The sequence below is a fragment of the Dactylosporangium sp. CS-033363 genome (assembly GCF_050942475.1).
GTDB lineage: Bacteria > Actinomycetota > Actinomycetes > Mycobacteriales > Micromonosporaceae > Dactylosporangium.
The window spans coordinates 3930947-3957130 of the sequence record NZ_CP192032.1; the positions used below are offsets into that span (position 1 = coordinate 3930947).

The following is a 26184-nucleotide window of genomic DNA, read 5'->3' on the forward strand; positions in this document are numbered from 1 at the left end:
CGGACATGCATGAGCGCGCGGCGCGGACGGTGGAGCGGCTCTCGGAGTTCTATGCGGCGCCCGCCACGCCGCTGGGCGGAGATCCGGCGGCCCGGGCGCTGGAGCTGTTTCGCGAGGTGGCGGGCGCGGTGCCGGCGTACGCGGCGTTCCTGGCCGAGCACGGGGTCGACCCCGCGGCGGTGCGGACGCCCGAGGACTTCGCGGCGCTGCCGATGGTCGCGAAGGAGTCGTACCTGCGGAAGTTTCCGCTGGCCGAGCGCTGCCGGGGCGGCCGCCTGGACGGGAACGACACCGTCGCGGTCTCGTCGGGCTCCTCGGGTCGGCCGACGGTGTGGCCGCGCTCGGTCGTCGACGAGCTCGCGGTGGCCCGCCGGTTCGAGGACGCGCTGGTCAACGGGTTCGGCGCGGACCGGCACCCGACGCTCGTCGTGGTGTGCTTCGCGCTGGGCAGCTGGGTCGGCGGGATGTATACCGCGGCCGCGTGCCGGCACCTCGCGGCCAAGGGGTACCCGATCACCGTGGCCACGCCCGGCAACAGCGTCGACGAGATCCTGCGCGTGGTGACGGAGCTTTCCGCGCAGTACGAGCGCACGGTTCTGGCCGGATATCCACCGTTCGTGAAGAACGTCGTCGACGAGGGCGTCCGCCGCGGCGTGGACTGGCCCGCGTTCGGCGTGCGCATGCTGCTGGCCGGCGAGGTGTTCAGCGAGGAGTGGCGCGACCTGATGGGCCGCCGTGCGGGCATGCTCGACGCGAACGCTGACACGGTGTCGCTGTACGGCACCGCCGACGCCGGCGTGCTCGGCAACGAAACACCTTTGAGCGTTCGCGTGCGCCGGTTCCTCGCCGGCCGTCCCGAGCTGGCGCGCGAACTGTTCGGCGATTCGCGGCTGCCGACGCTCGTCCAGTACGACCCGATGACCCGGTACTTCGAGACGCACGACGGCACGCTCCTGTTCACCGGCGACGGCGGGGTGCCGCTGATCCGGTACCACATCGCGGACGAGGGCGGCCTGCTGTCGCACGCCGACGTGCTCGCCTTCTGCCGGGCGCACGACTTCGACCCCACCTCCGACGGCGCCGGCGATGAGCGTCCGTTCGTGTTCGTGTTCGGGCGGTCGCTGTTCACGGTGTCGTACTTCGGCGCGAACATCTACCCCGAGAACGTCACCGTCGCGCTCGAGCATCCGGACATCGCCGACGACGTGACGGGCAGGTTCGTCATGCAGGTGCGCAGCGACGCCGACGAGGAGCGCCGGTTCGCGGTCGTGGTCGAGCGCGCACCCGACCGCCCCGCGCCCGAGAGGGTCCTCGTGTCCGCGGCGATCCGGGCGGCGCTGCTGCGGTTGAACAGCGAGTTCGCGAACTATGTGCCGCCGCAGTACCAGACGCCGGTCGTCGAACTGCGCGAGCCCGGCGACCCGGAGTGGTTCCCGGTGGGCGTCAAACACCGCTACAGCCGCTGACCGTCACGCCCACAACGGTCCGTCGAGAGCGTCAGGTGCGCACGGTCCGCCGTGAGTGTCAGGTGTGGACGGTCCGTCGTGGGCGTCAGGTGTGGACGGTCCTTCGTGGGCGTCAGGTGCGCGCGGCGCGCACCTGGGGGTAGCCGGTCGCGCCGAACGATACGTTGTCGCTCGGACTGATGAGCAGTTCGTCGCCGTCCACATGGAACCGGTACGTGCGCACGAACGGGCCGTCCGTGTAGGCCACCCGCAGCGTGAAGTCGTCGCCCGACCAGGCGCCCGTCGCCGCGGTGGCGCCATTGGGGATCCAACCGTCGTGCGCATATGGGTGCTCGTGCACCCCGGTGGCGTCCTCGAACACGACGCGGCCGGGAGTGAGTGTCACGGCGCGGATCGTCGGGGCCTGCTCGTGGCTCGGCCGCCAGTCGCTCGGCCGCAGCCGCCGCGGTTCCGCCACCGTGAACCGGCCCTCCACCGTGGACGGTCCACCTGGGACGGTCGGGAGCGCCAGGTCCAGGTCCGGGGTCGGGGACAGGTCATCCAGCAGGTGCTCCCACACGAGGTTGAGCACGGCCTGCATGTCCTGGGTGCCGGAGGTCAGGGCGAGCACCGCGTCCTGGTCCGGCAGGACGACGCAGAACTGGCCGAACGCGCCGTCGCCGCGGAAGCCGTTGTGGCGGCAGCGCCAGAACTGGAAGCCGTACCCCTGCTTCCAGTCGGGCAGCGGCTCGCCGTCGCCGTTGTCGTTCTCGACGTGCTTGCGGGTCGCCTCGGCGGCCCATCCGGCGGGGAGGATGCCGTCGGGGTCGTGGAGGTACAACTGGCCGAAACGCGCAATCTCGGGCGTCCGTGCGGACATGCCCCAGCCGGCCACGTCCCGGCCGTGCGGGCACTGTTCCCAGGTGACGGGGCCGAAACCGAGCGGATCGAACAGCCGCGGGCGCAGATAGTCGACCAGTCGCTCACCGGTGAGGCGCTGCACGATTGCGCCCACGGTGTAGGTGCCCGCCGTGTTGTACAGGAAGTGCGTCCCCGGCTCCCGCTCGATCGGCACGCTCAGGAACGCGTCGAGCCAGTCGTCGCTGCGGGTCATGGCGTCCGACGGGTCCTCGACGTGGCCGGTCGTCATCGTGAGCAGGTGCCGGATGCGCAGGCGCGGGTCGCCGCGGCCGTCGCAGTGCTTGGCGACCGGGTCGTCCAGGTCGAGCAGGCCCTCGGCGATCGCGAACCCGGCGGCAGTACTGGTGAAACTCTTGCTCAGCGAGAACAGCCGGTGCGGCCGGTCGAGCGCGTACGGGTGCCACGCGCCCTGGGCCACCACCTCGCCGCCGCGCAGGAACACCAGGCTGTGCAGCGCGTCGATGGTTCGCTCGGCCGCATCGATGAAGGTCCGCACGCTCATGGACGGCAGCGTAGCGTGCATCGTCCCGGATCGCGTTTTCCGCATATTTGCCCGATTTCTCCCGTAACGTCGAGCCAAAGGGCACCCGATTCGGAGGGAGAAGAGCGTGAATCGTACGAAGGGGGCGGCCCTGCTGGTGCTCGGCGCCCTGGCCCTGACCGGCTGTTCCGAGCACGCGAACGCCGAGACCGCGGTGCGCATGACCGGCCTTGCTCGCTTGGCCGCGGCATCCGAGTCGGCCGCGCCGGTGATGGTCGCGCCGTCCGGATCTTCCGCGCCGTCCGGATCTTCCGCGCCGTCCGGGTCCTCCGCAGCGGCGAGTGACGACATGCGCGCGGCGCTGCTCGGCGAGTCCGACATTCCCGGCGGCGGCTTCACGCCGGTGGCCGTTGCGAGCAGTCACACCGGCAAAGTGAGCATCGGCGGCGGCAGTTTTCCCGGCTGTCCGGCGCTCGAACCGATGACAACCGACCAGACCGTTTCGGCCGCCGTCACCTTCGCCAAGGGCGCGATGGGTCCATATCTGACGCACGCGGTTGTGCGTTTCCCGGCGGGTCAGGCGGCGGACGCGGTGAAGGCGCTGCGCAGTACCGTCGAAGGGTGCAAGAGTTTTGAGCAGCAACTGGCCGGAATTACGGTCAAGTTCACGCTTTCCGCGACCGAACCGCCGGCGAACCTGGGCGAGGAAGCGGTCGGCCTGCGCATGACGGGCAGCACGGACATCGGCATCTCGGTCACCGCGGACATCATCGCCGCGCGCCGCGGGAACTACGTGATCTGGCTGAACACCACGAGCATCGGCACCGACTCGCCCGGCCTGGCCGCGAACCTGGCCCCGGCCGCGGCCAAGCGCTGCGCCGCCACCCTGCCCGGCTGTTGAGGCCGCGTCACCGGGCAGGCCGCGGCCCAGCGCTGCGGGCTACCGTGCCTGGTTGCTGAGGCTGCGTCACTGGCCCGGCGGCGGCCAGGCGTTGGGCGGTCACCGTGCGGGTCCGCGTCACTGGTCCGGCCGCGGTCAAGCGCCGCGCGGCCACCGTGCTCGGTTGCTGAGGCGGCGTCACTTGGTCGGCCGCGACCAGACGCTGCGCGGTCGCCGTGCCCGGCCGCGTCACTGGAACAACGTGACCACGGCGCGCAAAAGGTGCCCGTCGTGCCGCTCATCGACCCAGGTCACGATCTCGAGCGGCCGGCCGGCGGCGCGGGTTTCGCGGGTGTACCGCACCACGTCGCCGGCCGCGAACCCGTCCATGACCGCCAGGGCGCCGTTGGTCTTGGCCTGGTACGCGAGGTTCTCGGCGTCGCGGACGGCCTCGCGCCCGTCGCCGCCGTGCCGGGCCGCCACCGCGATCCGCCACCGGCCCTTCGTCACCATCAGGAGCGTGTCCGGGCCGCGCTGGACGGTCAGGTTGCCGCGCTCGAGGGCGGCGGCGACGGCATCACCGTACGCGAGGCCGAGGACGCGCTGCTCGCGTCGCGGATCGGCGACCGACTCGACCCGTTGCCGCTGCTCCGGTGGGAGGCCGCCGAGCAGTTCGGCCAGCGCGCCGTCGGAGAGCCCGGCGACCACGGGCACGAGGCGCTCGGTCGGGACCATGGGCAGGAGGGCGGCGGCTTCCTTCGGCGGTACGCCGCTGATGACCTCGGCCAGGTGCGTCTCCGGCAGCGCCCGGATCAGGCCGCGGCGCGCATCCGGCCGCAGCGCCGGCACGAGCCGCACGAGATCGGCGGGTCGCATGGCGGCGGTGACGATCGGCAGCCGCTCGGCGGGCATGGCCATGAGCAGTCCGGCCGCCGACTTGGGCGATGAGCTGCGGATCATCGCGACGACCTGGGTGACGGGCATCGTGCCACCGGGGAGCATTCCCCGTTCTTAACACCGCGATCGACCCGCGCACATGGCCCACGTGGACGACGTTGCCGGACTGTTCGTCATGTTTGCCCCGGCCGCGCCGTTCACTTGCTCATGTGCAACAGTGCTCATCCACGCATGCGCGGCACTGCTCGTTGTGCACATGCAGAACGGCTCATTCGCGCACGTGTTGGGCGATGAAGAGCGAAGCGCGCGCCAGGGCGGCGTCGGCTTCGGCCAGGGTGCCCGCGTACGACTGGAAGACGTGCGGCGCGCCGGCCGTGATGTCGAGGATGACGTCCACCCCGGCGTCGCGGGCCCGGGTGGCCAGCCGCGTCGCGTCGTCGAGGAGCAGCTCGTTCGTGGCCACCTGCAGCAGCATCGGCGGCAGGCCCCGCAGGTCGGCGAGCACGGCCGGGCTGAGCAGCGGCTGGTTGGGGTCCTGGCCGGGCGCGTACCACGAGCCGGAGCGCGCGAAGTCCTCCGGCTGGAAGATCGGGTCGAGCCCCACCTTCGTGAACATGCTCTCGCCCGTGCGCGACTGGTCCAGCGCGGGCGAGAACGCAACGAGCGCCCCCGGCATCGGCAGCCCGGCGTCCCGCGCGGCGAGGCACGTCGTGACGGCCAGACCCCCACCGGCGGAGTCACCGGCGATGACGATCGACGCCGGGTTTTCGCCCCGGTCCAATAAGGTGTGGTACGCCCCCAGCCCGTCCTCGATCGCCGCCGGAAACTCGTGCTCCGGGGCGAGCCGATAGTCCACCGACAATGCCGCGATGCCGGTGCGCACCACGAGATTGGCGGTCAGGCTGAGCGCCGTCTCGGGCGAACCGGCGATGAAGGCGCCGCCATGGAAGTACAAGATGAGGCCGTTCTCGCTGGTGGAGAGCGGTTCCACGAGCAGCGCGGGGCGTGGACCGAGGGTGGTCCACGCGGTGCGGGTGCCGTCCGGGACCAGGGTGGTCGCCATCATGTCGCGGAACGCGGCCCGCCACTGCTCGACGGTCCGGAACTGCTGTGCGTGCGGCTCGCGCAGTTGCGCGTCGAGCTCACGTAGGCTGACCACGGCGATCGATCTCCCCAACGCTTGGCGTCCTCCGTCGCCACCCATGGTGACCGGCGGCGGGGCGATTGCGAGGCACCAGGGACGGGTGAACCGCACCGTGGAAGCAACCGCCGCCGCACCTGTAGGGTCACTCGGCCGGTCGACGATGGTCGGTGCGTACCCGAGAGCGGCAAGGAGTCGACGTGGTGTTGTCCGTGGTGGCCGGGCTGGTGCTCGTGCCGTGCATCTGGTTGCTCGGCTCCCTCGCCGGCGTCGCCGTCCGTGCGCTCGCCGGTGAGGCGCGCATCCACCGCGAGGTCCGCCGCCTCACCCGCTCCTGGACCTGACCCCACGCACGGCTCCGACCGACAGAAACCGGCCGTCGGCCGAACTCGCCCCCGGCGGCCACGGCAAGCCCGGCGGCCGCGATCAGGGCGTCGATTTCGCGGCGGCTGCGATGGTGTACCGCCAGAGCCGAACCGTCTCGCCCCGCTGCGCACCTGGCCCGTGGACGGCGTTGCCGGACCGTTCGTCATGCTTGCTCATTCGCGCACATGCTGGGCGATGAAGAGCGCCCACATGCTGGGCGATGAAGAGCGCCCACATGCTGGGCGATGAAGAGCGACGCGCGCGCCAGGGCGGCATCGGCCGCGTCGCACCGTCGAGGAGCCCGTTCGTGGCCACCTGCGCTATGAGCCGCGGGGGAATGTGGCGGACCTCGAAATGTGCGTAGCGCTGCCGTGCCTGGGTCGAGAGCGGCGGCGCGGTGCAATACCTGATCAGAACGGCACGCAATGAATGAAGGCGTCCGGAATGCCATCGGCTGAACGGCGGGCGGTTGCGGCGTACTGCTATTCACGGCGCCGGTACCGGCGCGGAGTGGACCACAGACCGTAAACTATATCTATGTTGATCAATTCCATGGCCGGGGGTGGGCCGGGATGACCGACGATCGCGGTCGTGAGGTCGCCGTCAAGAAACCGCTCCTCGAGAAGATCGGCTGGACCGCGCTGACCGGGTTCATCGCATTCAGCGGGTCCGCGCTGCTGGACAAGGTGCTGATGGTCTCGCTGGCCGATCAGCTGGTGCTCACGTTCATCGCGGGTGGGTCGGCGCTTCTGGTGCAGTATCTGGCCGACTTCGAGCAGCGGCTGCGCGCATTCGAGCGAGACCAGCGCAGGGTCCTCCGGGAGATGCAGGATTCGATGCGGCGGGGGTTCGCCGGGGTCAGCGAGGCCACCCGCCTGATCGAGGCCCTCGGGCACTCGGCCCTGAATCACGAAGCGCTGCAGGACGTGATCAGTCGTGCCGGGCAGTTCTCGAATTCACGCAGCCCGCTGGTGCTGCGCCTGGCCGACGTCGAAACCGCGCGGCTCGGCGGAATGCTGCACCACCTGTCCGAGGGGCGGGATCTCCTGTACGACGGCGAGGATCGTGAATTCCTGCTGACCCTCACCGAACAGACCCGCCAGTCCATTATGGCCACCGCGTGGACCACGATCGCGGGCGGGGAGGGTCAGCTGTGGTTCACCGATCTCGGCCTGCGCTACCTCGAACGGCAGCGGCAGGCATTGCACCGGAACGTGACTATCAAGCGCTTGTTCATATTCGAGAAGCTGGACGATATGAACAGCTCGCTCGTGCGGCGGATCCTGGCCACCCAGCAGGGTATGGGCGTCGAGATCAGGCTGCTCGGCGGCCCCGCCCTGCTCGACATGTCGGTCGGCGACTTCGTGGTCTTTGACGAGGAGATCTCGCACGAAACCTCGCCGGTGACGAGCTGGGGTGAGACCGGTCAGCTCGCGACGCGGCTGGTCCTGGACCCGACGGCCGTGCGCAACCGGGTGCTGTTGTTTCAGGAGCTGTGGGCCGCCGCCGAGGTCGAGCAGCGGCCCACGCTCGACTCACACACTCGCGAGGATCGCCCGGCCGTGTGAACCCTCGGCGCGGTGGCCCTCCGACCGGCGAAGGTCCGCGGCCGCGTGTACCGTGCGCAGCCAACGACCCTTCTCGTCGTACTGTGCATGAAACGAACGCCGTCCGTGCACGGAGCGCAAATTGTCGATGATGAACAGGTCGCCCGTTTCGAGCACGACGTCCTGAAGGCCTTCGCGAACCTTCTGCTCGACAGTCTCCAGCGCGTGGCGCGCCTTGGCCGGCAGAACTTTCGTCATGTACTCGGGATCGAGACAGACAAAGGGATGCTCTCGCAGGCCGCTCAACACCGCGATCTGGCGGGTCGGAGCCGGCTGGTACGCGTCGGGGCCGTGTGAGGAGTCGAGTTCGATCGAGAACTGCTCCTCGAACAGCGCCGCTCGAACCTCGTCCGACAGCTCGATGTCGTCGATCCTCGCGAACGTGGTGGCGGCGCGTTCGGGATTGCGCAGGCAGAACAACAGCACCCAGTCCGCGCGGAGATCGTGGTACGCATCCTCGCAGTGATAGGTGAGTTCGCCCCGCGAGCCGGTGGACAGTTGCCGCGTCTCATCGCCCCGTTTGGCGCACACGTCCCGGACGAGCCGCCCGTTCTCGATGTCCGCGTGCGAAACCGGGTCGCCGATCAGGGAAGCCACGAGCAACAGGGTGGCGTCGGCGAGGGTGAGCTCGCGGTCATAGCCCTCTTCGCCCGGAAGCTTGTCCTCGTGTTTGCCGGCGGCCGGAGTCGGGCTCAGGTCGGCCTCGTTGACGTCGAGCCCCTTCAGCACCAGTCCGCCGGACATCCCGTCGGCGAGACGGAGGCCGACGAGGGCCTCCCGCAGATCGATCGGCAGCTCGTGGCAGAGCACCGCGAACCGCCGCAGCTGTGAATCGAGCGGCTTCCCGGGCGCTTCTGCGATCACGCGTTCCGCGAGCGCACGAACGGCGGCGGCGTCCTTGTCCGCCACCTTCACAACCGCGGGCCCACGATCGGGACCTGCGGGGTGCTGCGCCTTGGTCACCTGACTTCCCAACTTATGTAAAGCACCGGAGCAAGATAGCAATTGTTCCGGATCATCGTCGGCGGCCCCACAACATTGCAACGCCTGGGTGTCACGCCCTCCAAAGTGTGAAACTAGCCCTGTTCGGGCGCCCGGCTCAACAACTTGCCGAACCTGTGTCATGTGGTCTTGAAGGAAGTTTGGCACCAGCTCGCAACCGGCACCTTGGTCGCAAGGCCGACTCACCGGTACGGTCACCCGTCGGGCCGATTATGGTCGTGGACTCCATGAACGGAGGAGTCGACGTGATGTTGTCGGTCGTGGCCGGGCTGGTGCTCGTGCCGTGCATCTGGTTGCTCGGCTCACTCGCCGGCGTCGCCGTCCGTGCGCTCGCCGGTGAGGCGCGCATCCACCGCGAGGTCCGCCGCCTCACCCGCTCCTGGACCTGACCCCGCGCACGGCCCGGTGCGGCCTCAGTGCTCGTGGACCTGCTCGCCGTCCACAAACACCAGGTCGGAGCGGGTGTCGTGCAGCGTTGTGTCCGGGGCGAACGGGTCGCGGTCCAGCACGACCAGGTCCGCCGCCTTGCCCGGGGCCAGGGTGCCGATCTCGTGGTCCAGGTGGCTCACGTACGCGGAGCCCGCGGTGTACGCCGTCAGCGCCTGCGTCAGGGTCAGCGCCTGTTCGGGCAGCATCGGGGTCTGGGACGCGGGCCAGGCGGACTCGGCCGATCCCGGAGGTTCCGTTCGGTGTACCGCGACGTGCATCGCCTGCCACGGATCGGGCGTCGACACCGGCCAGTCGCTGCCCGCCGCCAGCCGCCCGCCCGAGCGCGCGATGGCGCCGAACGGGTACTGGTGGGCGACGCGGGCGGGGCCGAAGAACGGTACGCACAGGGTGTCGTTCTGCTCGTGATGCGTCGCCCACAGCGACTGGATGTTCGCGGTCACGCCGAGCGCCGCGAAACGCGGGACGTCGGCCGGGTTGACCACGTGCAGGTGCGCGATGTGGTGGCGCTGGGTGTTGCCGCTCGACTCGACCGCGTCCAGGCATTCGCGCACCGCGCGGTCGCCGATGGCGTGGAAGTGCACGGCGAAACCGGCGGCGTCCAGAGCGGACACATAGGAGCGGAGCCGGTCGGGGTCCACATTGGACGTACCGCAGAAGTCCTTGCCGACGTATGGCGTGAGCATCGCCGCCGTGAAGTTCTCGGCTACGCCGTCCTGCATGATTTTGACCGTTCGCGCGGTGAAACGGCCGTCGAGGACCATGCGTTCGCGCAGTCCGTCGAGTTGCGACAGGTCCTGGTCGCGTTCCCACCACAGGGCGCCGGCCACTCGGGCGCGCAGTTCGCCCGTGGCGGCGGCGTGCACGTAGGTGCCGTACTGGTCGCGCGAACCGGCGTACGCGCCGACGATGGCGTCCTGCCAGCTCGTGATGCCCAGAGAGAACAGGTAGCGCTGGGCCTCGAGCAGTGCTCGGTGGTAGTCGGCCTCGGTGTCCTCCGGGAGCAGGGGCGTGACGAGGTCCATGGCGGCCTCGTGCAGTACACCGGAGGGAAGGCCGTCGGGGGTTCGCTCGATGCGGCCGTTGCGCGGGTCCGGGGTGGAGGCGTCGATGCCGGCCAGGCGCAGGGCGGCGGAGTTGACCCAGGCCGAGTGGTGGTCGCGGTTGGGCAGGAAGACCGGGCGGTCGGGGGCGACCGCGTCGAGGTCCTCGCGGGACGGGAGGCCGCCGGGGAACGCCGACATCGACCAGCCGCCGCCGGTGACCCAGGGCTGCGCCGGGTCGAAGGCGGCGACGGCCTCCAGGTAGGCCGCCCGATCGTTCAGGTGCGAAAGGTCGCAGCGCAGCCGTTCGAGCGCGCCCTGCACGGGGTGGACATGTGCGTCGTGCAGGCCGGGGACGAGCAGCCGGCCGGCCAGGTCGACGAGCTCGTACGGGCCCGAAAGAGCTGTCCGCACCTCGGATCGATCACCGACGGCGACGATCCGGCCACCGGAAACGGCCAGCGCGTCGGGACGGCTGTCCGTTCCTGTCCAGATCGGTCCACCCGTGAACACCATCGCACCCATGAGGGAGCAGCCTAATGGCCGCGACCGGCAATCGGCCGCTCCGCCTGGACTGCCGGCCGCGGCCGCCCGGCCTCACCGGCGTGATCTTGGCCGGTCGCAGCTTGCCGGCCGCGGCCGCCGGGTCTCTCCAGTGGTGATCTTGGCCGATTGCCGGTCGCTGTAGGGTGCGGGCATGATTCGCGTGCTGCTCGCCGACGACCATCAGCTCGTCCGCACGGGGTTCCGGGTCATCCTCGAGTCGGAGGACGACCTCACCGTGGTGGGGGAGGCCGCCGACGGGCGGCAGGCGGTCGAGATCGCCGGCAGCACCCCGGCCGACGTGCTGCTCATGGACGTCGAAATGCCGGGCCTCGACGGGCTGGCGGCGACCCGCGAGATCACCGCGGCCGGGCCGGCGCCGGCCGTGCTGATGCTCACCACGTTCGATCGCGACGACTATCTGTTCGCCGCGCTCGAGGCCGGGGCCAGCGGGTTCCTGCTCAAGAACGGTACGCCCGAGGCGCTCATCGATGCCGTGCGGATCGTCGCGCGCGGGGACGCGCTGCTCGCGCCGGAACTCACGCGGCGGGTCATCGCGGCGTTCGCGCGGCCGGGCGGGCGGCCGTCCGGCGGCGGCGAGGCGCTGCTGAGCGAACTGACCCCGCGCGAGCGTGAGGTGCTCGTCGAACTGGCCGGCGGCGCGACCAACGCCGAGATCGCGGTCAGCCTGCACCTCGGCGAGGCGACCGTGAAGACCCACGTGAGCCGGGTGCTCACCAAGCTGCAGCTGCGTGATCGAACGGCCGCCGTGGTGTTCGCATATGAACATGGAGTGGTGACACCGGGTCCGTCGCGCTAAACAAAGCCGCGCTAAAACAAAGCCGCGCGAAAACAAAAGGGTCCGTCGCGCGAGGGACCCCGGGGGTAAATCGCCAGCCGGATTCGCCGGACCCGCGGGACGCCTACCGTGAAGGTCATGAGCGACGCACTGCGGGTCGAGGGGGTCAACCGGCGCTTCGGCGACCGGCAGGTGCTCTCGGACATCACGTTCGACGTCGGAACCGGGCGGATGACCGGCTTCGTCGGGGCGAACGGCGCCGGGAAGACCACGACGATGCGCATCATCCTCGGTGTGCTCGCCGCGGACTCGGGCACGGTCACCTGGCAGGGCGCGCCGCTGGGCAAGGAGGTCCGCCGGCAGGTGGGCTACATGCCCGAGGAGCGCGGCCTGTACCCGAAGATGAGCGTCCACGAACAGCTCGTCTACCTGGGCCGGCTGCACGGCATGCCGCTCGAGCGCGTCAAGCGCAACGCCGACGACCTGCTCGAGCGGCTCGGGCTCGGGGAGCGCGCGCACGATCAGTTGCAGCACCTGTCGCTGGGCAATCAGCAGCGTGCGCAGATCGCCGCGGCGCTCGTGCACGATCCGGTGCTGCTGGTGCTCGACGAGCCGTTCTCCGGCCTCGACCCGCTCGCCGTGGACACGGTCGTGAGCGTGCTGCGCGAACGGACATCGGCGGGTGTGCCGGTGCTGTTCTCCAGTCACCAGCTGGACGTCGTCGAGCGTCTCTGCGACGACCTCGTGATCATCGCGGCCGGGCAGATCCGGGCCACGGGCACCCGCGACGACCTGCGCCGGCAGTACGCCGAGCCGCGCTACCAGCTGCACGTCGACGGCGATGCCGGCTGGCTGCGCGACCAGGCCGGGGTCAGCCTCGTCGACCTCGACGGGGACCGGGCCGTCTTCGACCTCGCCGAAGGAACAGACGACCAGGTTGTACTGCACGAGGCCCTCCGCCGCGGCCCCGTCCGCTCCTTCGGACCCGTCGTCCCGTCGCTGGCCGAAATCTTCCGAGAGGTGACCCGATGAAGCGAACGCCGCGCGTGTCGACGCTGTGCGAATTCGTCCGAGAGGTGACCCGATGAACATGCTGGAGGCGGTCCGCCTCGTCGCCGCGCGCGAGCTCAAGGTCAAGCTGCGCGACAAGACGTTCCTGATCAGCACGCTGTTCTTCCTGCTGTTCGCGTTCGGCTCGTCCGTCCTGCCGGCCCTCTTCGCCGGCGGCCCGTCGTCCGTGGCGGTCGCGCAGGGCTCGCCGTACGAGGGCAAGCTGCGCGACGCGGGCCTCGATGTCAAGGTCGTCGCCAACCCCGAGCAGACGGTGCGCGACGGCGACGCCGACGCCGCGGTAGTGGACAAGAACGCGCAACCCGAAGTGCTCGCGATGAAGGACGCCCCGAGCGATGTCGTGTCGGCGTTGTCGGTGCAGCCCGCGGTACAACTGCTGGATCCTGATGCGGTGAACCCGGTGGCCGCGTTCCTGGTGCCGTTCATGTTCGCGCTCGTCTTCTTCTTCACATCGCTCACGTTCGGCATCCAGATCGCGCAGAGCGTGGTCGAGGAGAAGCAGACGCGCATGGTCGAGATCCTCGTCGCCGCCGTGCCGGTGCGCGCTTTGCTCATCGGGAAGGTCGCCGCCGGCGGGATCCTGGCCCTCGCGCAGGTCGCGCTGATCGCGGTCGTCACCGTGACCGGCGCGCAGTTCACCGACGACGCGGACACCCTGCTGCCGCTGCTCGGCCCGGCGATGAGCTGGTTCATCCCGTTCTTCGTGCTCGGCTTCATCATGCTGGCCGCGCTGTGGGCGGCCGTCGGCGCGCTGGTGAACCGGCTCGAGGACGTGGGCAACGCGGGCATGCCGGTGCAGCTCATCGTGATGCTGCCGTTCTTCCTGGTCATCTTCCTCAACGACAACCCGCTGGCGATGCGCATCCTGTCGTACGTGCCGTTCTCCGCGCCCACCGCGATGCCCGTCCGCCTGTTCGACGGCTCCGCGGCCGGCTGGGAACCGTTCGTGTCGCTGGTGATTCTGGCGCTGGCGGCGGCGGGCGCGCTGCTCATCGGTGCTCGCTTGTACGAGGGTTCACTGCTGCGCACAAACGCGCGCACGTCCTGGTCCGCCGCGTGGCGGGATCGCGAACTGCGCAGTATCTGAGTTTGATGGACGGCATGAGCAACGACGCCGTCACCAAGATCCTGCTGTCCGAGGCGGAGATGCCCCGCCGCTGGTACAACCTCGTGGCCGACCTGCCCACGCCCCCGCCGCCGGTGCTGCACCCGGGGACGCTGGAGCCGGTCGGCCCCGAGGATCTCGCACCCCTGTTCCCGATGGCGCTCATCGAGCAGGAGGTCACCCCGCAGCGGTACGTCGACATCCCGGACGAGGTCCTGGACGTCTACAAGCTGTGGCGGCCCTCGCCGCTGTTCCGCGCCCACCGGCTGGAGAAGGCGCTGGGCACCCCCGCCAAGATCTACTACAAGTACGAGGGGGTCTCGCCGGCCGGCTCGCACAAACCGAACACCGCGGTGCCCCAGGCGTACTACAACGCGGCCGCCGGAATTCGCCGCCTCACCACGGAGACCGGCGCCGGCCAGTGGGGCACCGCGCTGGCGTTCGCTTGTGCCCAGTTCGGGCTCGAGTGCGAAATCTGGCAGGTGCGCGCCTCGTACGATCAGAAGCCGTACCGCAAACTCATGATCGAGACGTTCGGCGGGACCATCCACCCGTCGCCGTCGTCGCTCACGGCCGCCGGGCGCAAGGTGCTCGCGGACGCCCCCGACTCGCCGGGGTCGCTGGGCATCGCGATCAGTGAGGCGGTCGAGGTCGCCGCGCAGGCCGCCGACACCAACTACGCCCTCGGCAGCGTGCTCAACCACGTGCTGCTGCACCAGACGATCATCGGCGAGGAGGCGCTGCTGCAGCTGGCCAAGGCCGGCGACACCCCCGACGTCATCGTCGGCTGCACCGGCGGCGGCTCCAACTTCGCCGGGCTCGCGTTCCCGTTCCTGCGCGAGAAGCTGGCCGGCCGCATGGACCCGGTGATCCGGGCGGTCGAACCGGCGGCCTGCCCGTCGCTGACCAAGGGGGTGTACGCGTACGACTTCGGCGACACCGCCGGCATGACGCCGCTGATGAAGATGCACACGCTCGGCCACGACTTCATCCCCGACCCGATCCATGCGGGCGGGCTGCGGTACCACGGCATGGCCCCGCTCATCTCGCACGTCTACGAGCTGGGGCTCATCGAGGCGGTCGCCAAGACGCAGCGGGAGTGCTTCGAGGCCGGGATCCGCTTCGCCCGCGCCGAGGGGATCGTGCCCGCCCCGGAGCCGACCCACGCGCTCGCGGCCTGCGTCGAGGAGGCGCTGCGCTGCCGCGAGACCGGCGAGGAGAAGGTGATCCTGACCGCGCTGTGCGGGCACGGCCACCTCGACCTGCCCGCCTACGGCCGCTTCCTCGCCGGCGAGATGGAGGACCGCGAGCTGTCCGAGGCCGCGATCGCCGAGGCGGTCGCGGCACTGCCGGCAGTCCCGTAGGTCATCAGCCGACGTTCTGGTCGGCCGCCACCCGGTCCCGCAGGTCAGCGGGGGAGTGGAGGCGGCCGGCCCGGACGACGCCCGAGATGCGGTGCAGGTGCTCGGCGTCGGCCAGCGGGTCGGCGTCGAGCAGCACCAGGTCCGCGTTTTTTCCTGCTTCGACGGTACCGGCCGTGCTCGAACGCCCCAGGAACTCCGCCGCGTCGATGGTCGTCATCTGCAGGATCCGCAGCGGCGACAGTCCCGCCAGGGCCAGCTCGTCGAACTCCTGGTGCAGCGAGTGCCCGGCGATCTGCCACACGGCGCCGCACGCGTCGCTGCCCGCCAGCATGCGCACACCCGCGCGGTCGAACATGCGCGTGACGCGCAACTGGAGGGCGTACTCGGCGCGGAATGTCGCGCGTTCCTGCTCGGGGCGCGCGGCGAACGCGTCGGCCTCGGCGTTCCAGCGCTCCACCAGCGGCGGGGCGACGTAGCGCAGCTCAGGGTCATTGCGGTACGCCGGGTCGTCGCACAGCTGCGTGGTGCGCTTGCGGATCAGGGTCGGGCACTGCCACGTGCCATCGGCGGCGAACTGCGAAGCGAGCGCGGCGGCCTTGTCCGTGGCGAACGTGTCGATCGCGCGCTGGGTCAGGGCGAGGTCCGCGGCCTTGGAGAGCTTGGTCGGGTTGACCGCCATCCGGCGCACCAGGGCGGCGACGATCTGGTCCATGAACGGCAGCCGCAGCGAGGGCAGCCGCGGCATGCGCTTCGCGGCGAGCGCTGCGCGAATGGACTGTTCGTCCGTGGAGCAGGCGCCGAGAATGCCCAGCCCGGGGCCGAGGTGCTCGATCGAGCGCATGCCGTTGCGCGAGGCGCGCCGCACGTCGACGTCGAGCGGGAGGTGGCCGAGGATCGGGATGCCGCGGCGGGCCGCCTCGGCCTGGGCGGCGTAGAGCGCTTCGGCGGGGACCAGGCCGACCTTGATGAAATCGGCGCCGGCGTCCTGCTGCGCGGCGACGGCGGCGACGGCCGCCTTCGGGCTGCCCGCGTTGAGCGGGGTGAGCACCGAGCCGGGCATCGCCACGATCTCGGGCGACTCGTCCGGCAACGGCAGGGTGCCACGTGCGCGCTGGCGCAGCATGCGATCGGAGCCGGACATTTGGCGGACGCCGGTGATGCCGTGCGCGAGCATCAGCCGCAGCGCGCCGCTCGGATCGGGCAGTTCGAGCGGATGGGCGTGCATGTCGTGGAAGCCGGGCACGACGAACGTGCCGCTCGTGCCGGACGTCGACGCCACAATGGCCGCGATCCGGCCGCCCTCGAGCACGATGTCCCGGCCGGGGACCAGCGCGCCGGAGCGAACATCGACGATGGTCACGCCGCGGAGGGTGGTCATCGGGCCTGCAACAGCGCTTCGGAGCGGATCTCCAGCACGCGGCCTCCGTCGTCGTCGAGCCAGCCCGCCTTCAGGATCAGGGCGCGCTTCTTGACCGGGTCGAAGTCGATGGCGTCGATGCGCACCCCGCCGGTGAGCGTCGTGTCCGGCCGGACCGGGCGCGGGAACCGCACGTCCACGAGCCGCACGCCGGCGATCACGGCCCACTCGGACTCGGCGCCCAGCACCGACAGGCGCTGGAACACGGCCATCGTGTGCGCACCCGAGGCGATCACGTCGCCGAACGGGCCGCGCGCGGCGGCCTCGGCGTCGATGTGAAAGGCCTGCGGGTCCCACTGGCGCGCGAACTCGAGCAGTTCGGTTCTGCTCACGGTGTACGTCCCGAGCGCGAACGTGTCGCCCACGCGCAGATCGTCGGCGTAGCGGATGCTCACGCGCGCTCCTCCACCCACGGCCCGATGACCTCGGCCGCGGCCGCGTACCCGGTCGGCTCCCCGGCCGCGAGCGGCTGGCCGAAATGCTGGCCCCGCACCAGGAACCGGGTCTTGTCCGGCGCGGCGATCGCGGCGAACATGGCGTCCGCGTCGGCCGGGAACGCGGCGGCGTCGCCGGACAGCTCGACGTACACCGTGGGCACGGAAATCCCGCGCGCACAGCGCACGAAGCCGGCGTTGGAGGTGTTCGCCGACCACGTCGACAGCCAGGCGTCCGGGGTCGTGAGCCGGCCGAAGCCGACCAGGCCGTAGTTGGTCAGCTCGGGGCGGCGGCCGAACAGCGAGCCGGCGTGCCGGTCGTTCGGGTCCAGCGTCAGGTCGGCGTAGCGCGGGTCGGCGTCGGTGCGGTAGGTCGTGATGATGCGCGGGGCGAGCGACGCCCGCCGGTCGCGCGGGTCGTTCGTCTGCGCGAATCGCTTGCGCGCATGTGACGCCTCGGCGGCCAGTTCGCGCGCCCGGGCGTCGATGCGCGCGATGCGGGCCCGCTGCGCGGCACGGTAGCTCGCCAGGAATGCGGGGGAGTAGGCGGCGGGGCGGCCGTGGCCGTTGGCCTCGTCGTACATGTCCAGCGCGGGGTCGACCGACATCGGGTCGGACTCGTCGGTGACCGACGGGTCGATGCAGTGCAGCAGCACCTGGCCCTGGCCGGGGTGCGGGGCCAGGAAGATCGCGCCGGTGGGTACGGGCATGCGCGCACCGGCGAGCGCGACCGCGCGGCCGGCCGGGGTGGTGGCGATGCGCGTCTCGGGCGCCAGCGCGGCCTGCTCGATGTAGAACGCGAACAGCGCGCCGCCGCCGGAATGGCCGAACGTGAGCCGGCGCTCGAAGCCGAGGTCCTCCAGGAACGCCTGGCCGGCGGCGACGTCGAGCAGTGCCTGCTCGTGCACCAGGTTCAGGTCGTTGTTCGGGGACCGGCCGTCCTGGGTCCAGACGGACAGGCCCATGCGCAGCAGGTGCCCGATCATCGGGTGGTGCGCGAGCAGCTGGCGCGGATGGGTGAGCGACACGACACCGGTCGCGCCCGGGAGCCGGTGCAGCAGGCCCTGCACGCGGGCGCCGTCGGCGGTGGTGAGCTCGTGGTGGGTCGTCGTCACCGCGGCGGGGAAGGTCACCCCGGCGACCTCGCGCCCGGCGCCGAGCCGGTCGATCGCCTCAGTCGCCATGGGAGGCCTCGATGCGCATGCCCTTGCCGTCCCACTGGGTGATGACGCCGTCGCGCACGGCGGCGACGGCGCTGTACCAGATGGCGTTGCGGCAGCCGGTGGCCGCGCGGTCGACGGTGATCGGGCCGGGGGAGGTCAGCTCCAGGTACGGCCCGCGGCGGCGCACGGCGACCGCGGGATCGGCGGCGGCCGCGACCGCGAGCGGCCGGAAGTCGTCGATGTCCAGGACGTACAGCGTGGTCATACGAGCGTCGTCTCCGCGGCCTCGCCGGCGTACCGGTCGGCGATGAGCTCGGCCTTGAGCTGCAGGAACCGCGCGAAGCTGGGCTCCGGCTCGTCGGCCGCGGCCAGAAGGGCGTCGACGCTCAGGCCGGCATCGATGTCGTCCTCCTGCGTGATCGCGCGAAGTGGACGCGCGAACTCGATCAGGTAGCCGTTCGGATCGGTCACGTAGACGGACTCGACGGTCTCGTGGCGCACCTGCAGCTCGCAGGGCCAGGCGCTGTCGTCGAGGCGGCGGCGGTACTCGAGCAGGTCTTCTTCGCTCTCGACGTGAATGGCGAGGTGGCGGGCGCGGGCGACCAGCTCGGGGATCGCCTCGTCGCGGTAGGGCTCGACGCCGAAGTAGTAGAAGAACGCGAGCCGGTCGCCGTTGCCGATGTCGAAGAAGAAGTGGATGAAGTCCGGGTGCTTGGCCGGACCCCAGCCCAGGGCGCACGTGGCGTGCACGACGGGGAAGCCGAGGACGTCGCGGTAGAAGCGGATCGTCTCCTTGGGCGCGAACGTCGGAAACGCGGCATGGTCCACGCCACGGACCAGATGGCTCAACGTCATGGCCCCACGGTAGCGCTGGTCTGACGCAAGCGTCAATAGTTTGACGGTACCGTCAAATCGTGCTGTCCTTGGACGCATGCAGCTCGACGACACCGCCGTGATCGGCGGCGGACCGGCCGGCCTGTTCGCGGCCATCCTGCTCAAACGGGCATGGCCGGACGGCCGCGTCCGGGTCTGGGAACGTTCGGTGCCGGACGACACCTTCGGCTTCGGCGTGGCCTTCACCCGCCGGACCCTCGACCTGCTCGCCGAGGCCGACGAGGCGGTCGTCGCGCAGCTGCGCGCCGCGAGCGTGCCGATCCCGAGCCAGCAGTTCCGCCTGCGCGACCGCGCGGTATCGGTCGACGGCAACGGCGGGGCGATCGGGATCGCGCGCTCGGCTCTGCTCACCTCGCTCACCGCCACCGCGCGCGCCCTCGGCGTCGAGGTCGAGCTGGGCCGGGAGGCGACCCTCGCCGACACCGCCGGGGCTGACCTGGTCATCGCGGCCGACGGCGTGGCCAGCCGGGTGCGCACCGCCCGGGCCGGCGACTTCGCCGCCGAGGTCAGCCAGGGCCGCGGCCTGTTCATGTGGCTGGGCCTGGACCGCCGGCTGGAGTCCAACCTGTTCGCTCCCGTGCGCACCGCCGACGGGCTGTTCAACGTGCACTGCTACCCGTACGCCGAGGACCGCAGCACCATCGGCGTCGAGACCGACCCGGACACCTGGCGGCGGGCGGGCATGGAGCAGTGGACGGCCGAAACGCCCGCCGAGCGTTCGGACAAGCGCAGCATCGAGTACCTCCAGGAGGTCTTCGGCCCGGTCCTGGGCGGCAACCTGCTCGGCAACCGCTCGCGCTGGATGCGCTTCCGGACGGTCACCACGGGCCGCTGGAGCGCCGGCAACGTCGTGCTGCTCGGCGACGCCGCGCACACCGCGCACTACTCGGTCGGCTCGGGCACGAAAATGGCCATGGAGGACGCGGTCGCGCTCGTCGCCGCCGTGCGCGAACACGACTCACTTCCGGACGCGCTCGCCGGCTACGAGGCCGCGCGGCGCGCACGGGTCGGGCACATCCAGGACCTCGCCGACCGCAGCCGGTGGTGGTGGGAGACCCTCGGCGTGCGGCTGGACCTGCCGCCGGCGGCGCTCATGCTCGCGTACCTCAGCCGCGGCGGCGCGGTCTCCGCGGCCAAGGTCGCGCAGGCCGATCCGCACGTCGTGGCGGCCGCGCTGGCCGAGACCGGGCTCGGGTCGCTCGACCGGGTGCTCGACGGGCGGACGCTGCCCGCCGGTGCAGGGACCACGCTGACCGCCGACATCCGCGACCCCTGGGGCGCCTCCGCCGTCGAGTTCGCGGCCGCCGCCGGGGCCTGCTCCGGAACCGTCGTCATCGCCGGCCCGCCCGGCCGCGAACGGCTGCTCGACCGCCTCGCCCTCGCCGAACACGTCCGCCGCCGCACGGACCGCACCGTCGCCGCCGCGGCCGACCCCGCCCACACCGACGACCTGGTCGATGCCGTCATCGCCGGTCGGATCGACCTCGTCCGCTTTGAGAGAGTGTGATGTGCCATGACTGACGTCGTCGGCTACCCGGCCGAGTTCGCCGACCGCTACCGGCGCGAGGGGCTCTGGCAGGAGCGGACCATCCCCGCCGCCCTGCGCGAGACCGCGCGCTCGCACCCCGATGCGCCGGCGCTGGTGACCACGGCCGGCTCGTGGACCTACGCGGAGCTGACCGCGACCGTCGACAACATCGCCGCCGGGCTGGTCGCGGCCGGGCTCCGGCCGGGCGACCCGGTCATCCTGCAGATGGGCAACACCGCGCATGCCGTTGCCGCGCTCTACGCGATCATGCGCGCGGGTGCGCTGCCCGTGTGCACCCTCGCGCTGCACCGGCGGCACGAGATCGGCGCGATCGCCGAAAAGACACGTGCAGTCGCGCATGTCGTACAGGCGGATCTTCCCGGGTTCGACCTGGTCGCCTTCGCCGGGGAGATCGCGGCCGAGATTCCGTCGATGCGGCTGCTGCTGACGCTCGGCGGCGGCTCCGACGGCGTCGCCATCGAGGAGCTGGCCGCGCGGGAGCCGAGCGCGGCCGAGCTCGAGCGACTGGCCGAGATCGAGCGGGAGACGGACCTGAGCGCGCCCGCGGTGCTGCAGCTGTCCGGCGGTACGACCGGCACGCCGAAGGTCATCCCGCGGCTGCACCCGGAGTACTGGTACAACGGCGCCGCCATCGCCGACTGGTGGAGCCTCACGGCGGCCGACCGGTGCGCGTTCGCGCTGCCGATCGTGCACAACGCGGGCATGGCGAACGCGCTGTTCGCCGCGCACGGCGTCGGGGCCGCGCTGCTGCTGTCCACGCCGCGGCCGGACGAGCTGCTGGGGCTCATGGCCGGGCACGGGGCGACCTACACGCTGCTGTCGCCCGGGCTCGCCGCCGCGTTCCTGGCCGATGAGCGCTTCGACGGCGCGTTCGCGCATATCCGGACGCTCGTACTGTCCGCCGCTCCCGTGCCGCGGGACGTGTTCGATGCGCTCGAGGCGCGCGGGGTGCACACCACGCAGGCGTTCGGGATGACCGAGGGGATGTTCATGTTCACCCCGGCCGACGCGCCGGCCGACGTGCGCGCGGCGAGCGTCGGCGTGCCGATCAGCCCGTTCGACGAGGTGCGGCTGCTCGAACCGGGCACCGAGACGCCGGTCGCCGAGGGGGAGGTGGGCGAACTGTGCGCGCGGGGGCCGTACACGATCCGCGGGTACCTCGGCGAGCCCGAGCGCAACGGCGAGGCGTTCACCTCCGACGGCTTCTACCGCTCCGGCGACCTGGCCGCCTGCGTGCGGATCGCCGGCCAGGCCACGTACGTGCTGCGCGGCCGCTCGAAGGACCTCATCAACCGCGGCGGCGAGAAGATCAACGCCGAGGAGGTCGAGACGCTGCTCGCCGGGCACCCGGCCGTGCAGGAGACCGCGCTCGTCGCCATGCCCGACCCGCGCCTCGGTGAGCGGGCGTGCGTGTTCGTGGTGACACGCCCGGGCGCGCAGCCGCCGACCCTGCCCGAACTGTGCACGTACCTGGAGGCCAGGGGCGTCGCGAAGTACAAGTGGCCGGAGCGCCTCGAGCACCTGACCGCCCTGCCCCGCACGAACGTCGGTAAAGTGCTCAAACGTGACCTGCGCGCTGCGATCACCGCGGATTTGAGCACGTGACCGAACCGGAGGCCAAGGCCGGGCGGCGCCGCGGGTCGGCCCGCGGCGAGGCGGCGCGCACCGCGATCCTGGAACAGGCCGCGCGGCTCTTCGCGGAGAAGGGCTTCGAGGGCACCTCGCTGCTCGACATCGCGCAGGCCGCCGACCTCACCCGCCCGGCGCTCTACCACTACTTCGCCAGCAAGGACGAGATCCTCGCGACCCTGGTGGAGCAGGAGAGCGCCGGCGCGGCCGGCAAACTGCGCGAGATCGCGCGCAGCGAGCAGGACCCGACGGCCCGGTTGCGCGCGGCCGTGCACGAGCTGGTGCTCGACCGCGCGGACGCGCCGAACCGGTTCCGGATGCTCGACCGCTCGGAGACCGCGCTGCCCGAACCGATCGCGGAGCGGCACATCCGGGCCAAGCGCGAGTCGCTGTCGGCGATGACCACGATCATCGCCGACGGCATCCGCACCGGCGAGTTCCGCCCGGCCGACGAGCGGATCACCGCCTTCGCCGTGATCGGCATGTGCAACTGGGTCGCCTGGTGGTACCACCCCGGGCGCGACCCCGAGCCGAAGGCGGTCGCCGCGAGCATCGCCGAGTCCGCGGTGGCGATGCTCGCCCGGCCCGAGCACGCCCGGCCGTCCGAACAGGGCGTGCACGGTGCGATCGCGCGGTTGCGCGCGGATCTGGACCATCTGAGCCGCCTCGTCGACGAGGGCTGAGCGCTCAGAGCCGCATTCAGAGCCGCATTCAGAGCCGCATCGGGACGGTCGCCACGATGACGTCCGGGCGGTGCTTGAGCGCCGCGGACAGCACGACGTCCAGGTGGTTGTGCAGGATGCGGTACCGCAACCGCTCCGGCAGCGCGAACGGCACGAGCACCACCACCTGCTCGTCGTGATGCTCGTGCAGCTCGTCGATGAAGCGCGCGATCGGATGCGCGACCGAGGCGTACTCGGTGTGCAGCACCCGCAGCGGAACCCCCGGATCCCACTGCGCCCACTGCCGCCGCAGATCGTCGCCGTCGGCGCCGGTGGAGTCCACCACCACGTGCACGGCCACCACCTGCGAGCTGATCGACAGCGCCTCGGTCAGCGCGTGCCGGGTCAGCCGCGACAGCTCCGCGACCGGTACGACCACGATCGTCGGGCGGACCCGCGGCTTCGCCGGGATCCGGTTCAACTCGAGCAGGGCGGCCGAGCGGTGGTAGTACCGATGAATCCGGACGAACAGCAGGATGAGCGCCGGGATCGCGAGCACCACCACCCACGCGCCGGCCGTGAACTTCGTGACCAGGAAGACGACGGTGGCGGCGGCCGTGGTCACGGCGCCGATGCCGTTGACGAGCGCGCGGCGGCGCCACGGCGGCGGCCGGGTGCGCAGCCAGTGTTTGACCAGACCCGCCTGCGCGAGGGTGAACGCGGTGAACACCCCGATCGCGTACAGCGGAATCAGCGCGAGCGTCTGCCCCCGCACCGCCACCAGCAGGGTCCCGGCCAGCAGCGCGAGCGCCCAGATGCCCACCGCGAACACCTGCCGCTCGTCGCGCAGGGCGAACAGATGTGGCAGGTAGTTGTCCCGGGCGAGCAGGCTCGCGAGCACCGGCAGCCCGCCGAAGGACGTGTTCGCCGCGATCATGAGCACGACGGTGACGGCGAGGGACAGCGTGTAGTACGCCCAGCCGCGCCCCACCGATGCTGCGATGATCTGGCTCAGCACGGTCTCGTCGCCTTGCGGGCCGAGGCGCCAGCGGTGCGCGAGCACGGCCAGGCCGAGCAGCATCACGGCCAGGATCGCGCCCAGCAGCAGCTCGGTCGTCCGGGCCCGGGCGACCCGGGGCTCCTTGAACAGCGGCACCCCGTTCGCGATCGCCTCCACCCCGGTGAGCGCGCTGCAGCCGGCCGAGAAGGCCTTCAGCACGAGCAGCGTGCCGACCGCCTCGGCCGGCGGGCCGCGCGCCGCGAACGGCTCGGGATGCGCGAGTGGATGCGCGAGTCCGATCGCGATGACGGCCAGTACGCCGAGAATGAACACCATTGTCGGCAGCAGGAACGCGCGCGCCGTGTCGCCCAGGCCGCGCAGGTTGAGCAGCGTGATCACGGCGAGGATGGCCAGGCACAGCGGCACCGTGGCCGCCGTGAGCGCCGGGAACGCCGAGGTCAGCGCGGCCACCCCGGCCGCGATCGACACCGCCACGGTGAGCGTGTAGTCGGCCACCAGCGCGGCCGCGGCGAGCAGGGCGGCGCCGGGCGGGAAGTTGGCCCGGCACACCGCGTACGTGCCGCCGCCGCCCGGATAGGCCTCGATCACCTGGCGGTAGGAGAAGACCAGGATCGCCAGCAGCACCACGATCGCCACCGTGATCGGCAGGACCAGCGGCAGCGCCACCGCGCCGCCGACCGCGAGCACGGCCAGGATGGCTTCCGGGCCGTACGCGACGGAGGTGAGCGCGTCCAGCGACAGGGCGGGCAGCCCCTCGAGCGGGGTGAGCCGCTCCTTGGCGATCTGGCGTGCGCGCAGCGACGGACCGACCAGAAAACGCCAAACGCGCATCAATGACGGCTGAGGTCGGCGGTGCCGGGGTGGGTCAGCGCGGCCGGGACGACGACCCGGTCGAACAGCTCGGCGTCCACGCCGTCGTCGAGCGCGGCCTGGCGCAGGGTGAGGTCGTGGTCGACGGCGTGGTGCGCGATCTGGGACGCGCGGTCGTAGCCGATGACCGGGGCGAGCGCGGTGACCGTTTCCACCGAGTGTTCGACGTTGTACTGCAACCGCTTGCGATCCAGCTCCGCCCCCTCGACGAGGAACTTGCGGAAGTGGTCGGCCGCGTCGGCGAGGATGCGGATCGAGTGCAGCACGTTGGCGATGATGATCGGCCGGAACGCGTTGAGCTCGAAGTTGCCCTCCGAGCCGGCGATGGCCACCGCGGTGTCCGCGCCCTGCACCTGGATGCACACCATGAGCATCGCCTCGGCCTGGGTCGGGTTCACCTTGCCCGGCATGATGGACGAGCCTGGCTCGTTCGCCGGCAGCGACAGTTCGTGCAGCCCGGTGCGCGGCCCGGAGCCGAGCCAGCGCATGTCGTTGGCGAACTTGAACAGCGCGACCGCGATCCCGCGCAGCCCGGCCGACGCGCGCACGAGCGCGTCGAGCGAACCCTGCGCCGCGAACTTGTTCGGTGCGGTCACGAACGGCCGGCCGGTCAGGTCGGCGATGGCCGCGGCCGCGTCGGTGTCGAAGCCGGGCGGGGCGTTGAGCCCGGTGCCGACCGCCGTGCCGCCCATGGCCAGCCGGTACAGCCCCGGCATGGCCGAGTCCAGCAGGTACGTGCCGGCGTCGGCGACCTGGGCCGCGTACCCCGACCACTCCTGCCCGACGGTCAGCGGGGTGGCGTCCTCCAGATGGGTGCGCCCGATCTTGACCACGTCGACCCACTGCCGGCTCTTCTCGGCCGTCGCGTCGTGCAGCCGGATGAGCGCCGGGCGCAGTTCGTCCTCGATCGCGGTGACGGCGGCGATGTGCATCGCGGTCGGGAACGTGTCGTTGGACGACTGCCCCATGTTCACGTCGTCATTCGGGTGCACGGGCGTCTTGCTGCCCAGCCGGCCGCCGGTGAGCTGGATCGCGCGGTTGGAGATGACCTCGTTGACGTTCATGTTCGACTGGGTTCCGGATCCGGTCTGCCAGACGTACAACGGGAACTCCGAGTCGAGTGCTCCGGCGATCACCTCGTCGGCGACCCGCTGGATGAGCTCGGACTTCCACCGCGGCAGCCGCCCGGCGCGGGCGTTGACGATCGCGGCGGCCTTCTTCACGTATCCGTAGGCGTGGTAGACCGCCTTGGGCATCCGGTCGTCGCCGATGTCGAAATGGACGAGTGAGCGCTGCGTCTGCGCGCCCCAGTAGTGCCCGGCCGGCACCTCGATCGAGCCGAGCGAGTCGGTCTCGACGCGGGTGCCGGTGGCGTCCAGGCCGATCGGGACGTCCCGGATGACCGGCGGGTCGTCGTGTCGGGTCGGCATCGC

Annotated in this window: 24 protein-coding genes; 12 read left to right on the forward strand and 12 right to left on the reverse strand. The window is 71.2% G+C overall.

Going from position 1 to position 26184, the window contains the following annotated elements; genetic code table 11:
- Positions 1 to 5 precede the first annotated feature (5 nt).
- Positions 6 to 1466, forward strand: a complete 1461-nt coding sequence (locus tag ACQPZ4_RS18245) for a phenylacetate--CoA ligase family protein (protein WP_433062274.1) — start codon at positions 6 to 8, stop codon at positions 1464 to 1466.
- Positions 1467 to 1578: 112 nt separating this feature from the next.
- Here the strand turns inward: ACQPZ4_RS18245 and ACQPZ4_RS18250 are convergent, their stop codons facing one another.
- Positions 1579 to 2868 (reverse strand): serine hydrolase domain-containing protein, encoded by a 1290-nt coding sequence (locus ACQPZ4_RS18250; protein ID WP_433062277.1) that lies wholly within the window; start codon positions 2866 to 2868, stop codon positions 1579 to 1581.
- Between the two features lie 106 nt (positions 2869 to 2974).
- On the opposite strand from ACQPZ4_RS18250, the gene ACQPZ4_RS18255 reads away from it, so the two are divergent.
- On the forward strand, positions 2975 to 3748 hold the full coding sequence (locus tag ACQPZ4_RS18255) for a hypothetical protein (protein WP_433062280.1): 774 nt from the start codon (positions 2975 to 2977) through the stop codon (positions 3746 to 3748).
- Positions 3749 to 3976: 228 nt separating this feature from the next.
- On the opposite strand, the gene ACQPZ4_RS18260 is transcribed toward ACQPZ4_RS18255, so the two are convergent.
- Together ACQPZ4_RS18260 and ACQPZ4_RS18265 are read right to left on the reverse strand one after the other, a co-directional pair.
- Positions 3977 to 4711 (reverse strand): magnesium transporter MgtE N-terminal domain-containing protein, encoded by a 735-nt coding sequence (locus ACQPZ4_RS18260; protein ID WP_433062283.1) that lies wholly within the window; start codon positions 4709 to 4711, stop codon positions 3977 to 3979.
- Between the two features lie 181 nt (positions 4712 to 4892).
- Positions 4893 to 5783, reverse strand: a complete 891-nt coding sequence (locus tag ACQPZ4_RS18265; protein ID WP_433062286.1) for an alpha/beta hydrolase — start codon at positions 5781 to 5783, stop codon at positions 4893 to 4895.
- A gap of 182 nt (positions 5784 to 5965) precedes the next feature.
- Here ACQPZ4_RS18265 and ACQPZ4_RS18270 point away from each other — a divergent pair, with 182 nt between their 5' ends.
- Positions 5966 to 6109: a hypothetical protein gene (locus ACQPZ4_RS18270; RefSeq protein WP_433062289.1), complete on the forward strand. Its 144-nt coding sequence runs from the start codon at positions 5966 to 5968 to the stop codon at positions 6107 to 6109.
- Positions 6110 to 6703: 594 nt separating this feature from the next.
- On the forward strand, positions 6704 to 7699 hold the full coding sequence (locus ACQPZ4_RS18275; RefSeq protein WP_433062291.1) for a hypothetical protein: 996 nt from the start codon (positions 6704 to 6706) through the stop codon (positions 7697 to 7699).
- Here ACQPZ4_RS18275 and ACQPZ4_RS18280 read toward each other — a convergent pair.
- The gene (locus ACQPZ4_RS18280; protein ID WP_433062293.1) at positions 7667 to 8701 is read right to left on the reverse strand and encodes a TauD/TfdA family dioxygenase; all 1035 of its coding nucleotides are present in this window, start codon (positions 8699 to 8701) and stop codon (positions 7667 to 7669) included. The genes ACQPZ4_RS18275 and ACQPZ4_RS18280 overlap by 33 nt on opposite strands.
- A gap of 266 nt (positions 8702 to 8967) precedes the next feature.
- Here ACQPZ4_RS18280 and ACQPZ4_RS18285 point away from each other — a divergent pair, with 266 nt between their 5' ends.
- Positions 8968 to 9129, forward strand: a complete 162-nt coding sequence (locus tag ACQPZ4_RS18285; protein ID WP_433062296.1) for a hypothetical protein — start codon at positions 8968 to 8970, stop codon at positions 9127 to 9129.
- A gap of 24 nt (positions 9130 to 9153) precedes the next feature.
- Here ACQPZ4_RS18285 and ACQPZ4_RS18290 read toward each other — a convergent pair whose 3' ends face one another.
- A complete protein-coding gene (locus ACQPZ4_RS18290; protein ID WP_433062299.1) occupies positions 9154 to 10755 on the reverse strand; it encodes an amidohydrolase in 1602 nt (533 codons plus the stop codon).
- A gap of 172 nt (positions 10756 to 10927) precedes the next feature.
- On the opposite strand from ACQPZ4_RS18290, the gene ACQPZ4_RS18295 reads away from it, so the two are divergent.
- From ACQPZ4_RS18295 to ACQPZ4_RS18310, 4 genes are all read left to right on the forward strand, one after another.
- A complete protein-coding gene (locus tag ACQPZ4_RS18295; protein ID WP_433062301.1) occupies positions 10928 to 11593 on the forward strand; it encodes a response regulator in 666 nt (221 codons plus the stop codon).
- Between the two features lie 117 nt (positions 11594 to 11710).
- On the forward strand, positions 11711 to 12604 hold the full coding sequence (locus tag ACQPZ4_RS18300) for an ABC transporter ATP-binding protein (RefSeq protein ID WP_433062304.1): 894 nt from the start codon (positions 11711 to 11713) through the stop codon (positions 12602 to 12604).
- A 52-nt stretch (positions 12605 to 12656) separates the two neighbouring features.
- Positions 12657 to 13730: an ABC transporter permease gene (locus tag ACQPZ4_RS18305; RefSeq protein WP_433062307.1), complete on the forward strand. Its 1074-nt coding sequence runs from the start codon at positions 12657 to 12659 to the stop codon at positions 13728 to 13730.
- Between the two features lie 14 nt (positions 13731 to 13744).
- Complete coding sequence (locus tag ACQPZ4_RS18310) at positions 13745 to 15112, forward strand: TrpB-like pyridoxal phosphate-dependent enzyme (protein WP_433062309.1); 1368 nt, start codon at positions 13745 to 13747, stop codon at positions 15110 to 15112.
- 4 nt (positions 15113 to 15116) lie between these two features.
- Here ACQPZ4_RS18310 and ACQPZ4_RS18315 read toward each other — a convergent pair whose 3' ends face one another.
- Genes ACQPZ4_RS18315 through ACQPZ4_RS18335 form a run of 5 tightly spaced genes read right to left on the reverse strand, consistent with a single transcriptional unit; the run spans position 15117 to position 18981 of the window.
- Positions 15117 to 16472 carry an amidohydrolase family protein gene (locus ACQPZ4_RS18315; RefSeq protein ID WP_433062312.1) on the reverse strand — a complete coding sequence of 452 codons (1356 nt, stop codon included), beginning with the start codon at positions 16470 to 16472 and terminating at the stop codon, positions 15117 to 15119.
- A gap of 14 nt (positions 16473 to 16486) precedes the next feature.
- Positions 16487 to 16924 (reverse strand): MaoC/PaaZ C-terminal domain-containing protein, encoded by a 438-nt coding sequence (locus ACQPZ4_RS18320; protein WP_433062315.1) that lies wholly within the window; start codon positions 16922 to 16924, stop codon positions 16487 to 16489.
- A complete protein-coding gene (locus ACQPZ4_RS18325; RefSeq protein ID WP_433062317.1) occupies positions 16921 to 18147 on the reverse strand; it encodes a hypothetical protein in 1227 nt (408 codons plus the stop codon). The genes ACQPZ4_RS18320 and ACQPZ4_RS18325 overlap by 4 nt, the downstream gene beginning before the upstream one ends.
- Positions 18137 to 18391, reverse strand: a complete 255-nt coding sequence (locus tag ACQPZ4_RS18330) for a hypothetical protein (protein WP_433062320.1) — start codon at positions 18389 to 18391, stop codon at positions 18137 to 18139. Before ACQPZ4_RS18330 ends, ACQPZ4_RS18325 begins: the two co-directional genes overlap by 11 nt.
- Positions 18388 to 18981, reverse strand: coding sequence for a VOC family protein (locus ACQPZ4_RS18335; protein ID WP_433062322.1), 594 nt, complete (start codon positions 18979 to 18981; stop codon positions 18388 to 18390). Before ACQPZ4_RS18335 ends, ACQPZ4_RS18330 begins: the two co-directional genes overlap by 4 nt.
- 76 nt (positions 18982 to 19057) lie before the next feature.
- On the opposite strand from ACQPZ4_RS18335, the gene ACQPZ4_RS18340 reads away from it, so the two are divergent.
- Genes ACQPZ4_RS18340 through ACQPZ4_RS18350 form a run of 3 tightly spaced genes read left to right on the forward strand, consistent with a single transcriptional unit; the run spans position 19058 to position 22881 of the window.
- Entirely contained in the window at positions 19058 to 20527 is a 1470-nt protein-coding gene (locus tag ACQPZ4_RS18340; protein WP_433062324.1) for an FAD-dependent monooxygenase, read from the forward strand.
- A 6-nt stretch (positions 20528 to 20533) separates the two neighbouring features.
- Entirely contained in the window at positions 20534 to 22174 is a 1641-nt protein-coding gene (locus ACQPZ4_RS18345) for a (2,3-dihydroxybenzoyl)adenylate synthase (protein WP_433062326.1), read from the forward strand.
- Entirely contained in the window at positions 22171 to 22881 is a 711-nt protein-coding gene (locus ACQPZ4_RS18350) for a TetR/AcrR family transcriptional regulator (protein WP_433062329.1), read from the forward strand. The genes ACQPZ4_RS18345 and ACQPZ4_RS18350 overlap by 4 nt, the downstream gene beginning before the upstream one ends.
- A gap of 28 nt (positions 22882 to 22909) precedes the next feature.
- Here ACQPZ4_RS18350 and ACQPZ4_RS18355 read toward each other — a convergent pair whose 3' ends face one another.
- The gene (locus ACQPZ4_RS18355) at positions 22910 to 24712 is read right to left on the reverse strand and encodes an APC family permease (RefSeq protein ID WP_433062332.1); all 1803 of its coding nucleotides are present in this window, start codon (positions 24710 to 24712) and stop codon (positions 22910 to 22912) included.
- Complete coding sequence (locus ACQPZ4_RS18360) at positions 24712 to 26181, reverse strand: class II fumarate hydratase (protein ID WP_433062335.1); 1470 nt, start codon at positions 26179 to 26181, stop codon at positions 24712 to 24714. Before ACQPZ4_RS18360 ends, ACQPZ4_RS18355 begins: the two co-directional genes overlap by 1 nt.
- Positions 26182 to 26184: the final 3 nt, after the last annotated feature.

Coding starts and splice junctions, on each gene's coding strand:
- ACQPZ4_RS18330 (WP_433062320.1), bottom strand. CDS start 18,391: ATGACCACGCTGTACGTCCTGGACATCGACGACTTCCGGCCGCTCGCG.
- ACQPZ4_RS18300 (WP_433062304.1), top strand. CDS start 11,711: ATGAGCGACGCACTGCGGGTCGAGGGGGTCAACCGGCGCTTCGGCGAC.
- ACQPZ4_RS18305 (WP_433062307.1), top strand. CDS start 12,657: ATGAACATGCTGGAGGCGGTCCGCCTCGTCGCCGCGCGCGAGCTCAAG.
- ACQPZ4_RS18340 (WP_433062324.1), top strand. CDS start 19,058: ATGCAGCTCGACGACACCGCCGTGATCGGCGGCGGACCGGCCGGCCTG.
- ACQPZ4_RS18245 (WP_433062274.1), top strand. CDS start 6: ATGCATGAGCGCGCGGCGCGGACGGTGGAGCGGCTCTCGGAGTTCTAT.
- ACQPZ4_RS18295 (WP_433062301.1), top strand. CDS start 10,928: ATGATTCGCGTGCTGCTCGCCGACGACCATCAGCTCGTCCGCACGGGG.
- ACQPZ4_RS18285 (WP_433062296.1), top strand. CDS start 8,968: ATGAACGGAGGAGTCGACGTGATGTTGTCGGTCGTGGCCGGGCTGGTG.
- ACQPZ4_RS18260 (WP_433062283.1), bottom strand. CDS start 4,711: ATGCCCGTCACCCAGGTCGTCGCGATGATCCGCAGCTCATCGCCCAAG.
- ACQPZ4_RS18325 (WP_433062317.1), bottom strand. CDS start 18,147: ATGGCGACTGAGGCGATCGACCGGCTCGGCGCCGGGCGCGAGGTCGCC.
- ACQPZ4_RS18250 (WP_433062277.1), bottom strand. CDS start 2,868: ATGAGCGTGCGGACCTTCATCGATGCGGCCGAGCGAACCATCGACGCG.
- ACQPZ4_RS18360 (WP_433062335.1), bottom strand. CDS start 26,181: ATGCCGACCCGACACGACGACCCGCCGGTCATCCGGGACGTCCCGATC.
- ACQPZ4_RS18275 (WP_433062291.1), top strand. CDS start 6,704: ATGACCGACGATCGCGGTCGTGAGGTCGCCGTCAAGAAACCGCTCCTC.
- ACQPZ4_RS18310 (WP_433062309.1), top strand. CDS start 13,745: ATGAGCAACGACGCCGTCACCAAGATCCTGCTGTCCGAGGCGGAGATG.
- ACQPZ4_RS18335 (WP_433062322.1), bottom strand. CDS start 18,981: ATGACGTTGAGCCATCTGGTCCGTGGCGTGGACCATGCCGCGTTTCCG.
- ACQPZ4_RS18345 (WP_433062326.1), top strand. CDS start 20,534: ATGACTGACGTCGTCGGCTACCCGGCCGAGTTCGCCGACCGCTACCGG.
- ACQPZ4_RS18355 (WP_433062332.1), bottom strand. CDS start 24,712: ATGCGCGTTTGGCGTTTTCTGGTCGGTCCGTCGCTGCGCGCACGCCAG.
- ACQPZ4_RS18290 (WP_433062299.1), bottom strand. CDS start 10,755: ATGGGTGCGATGGTGTTCACGGGTGGACCGATCTGGACAGGAACGGAC.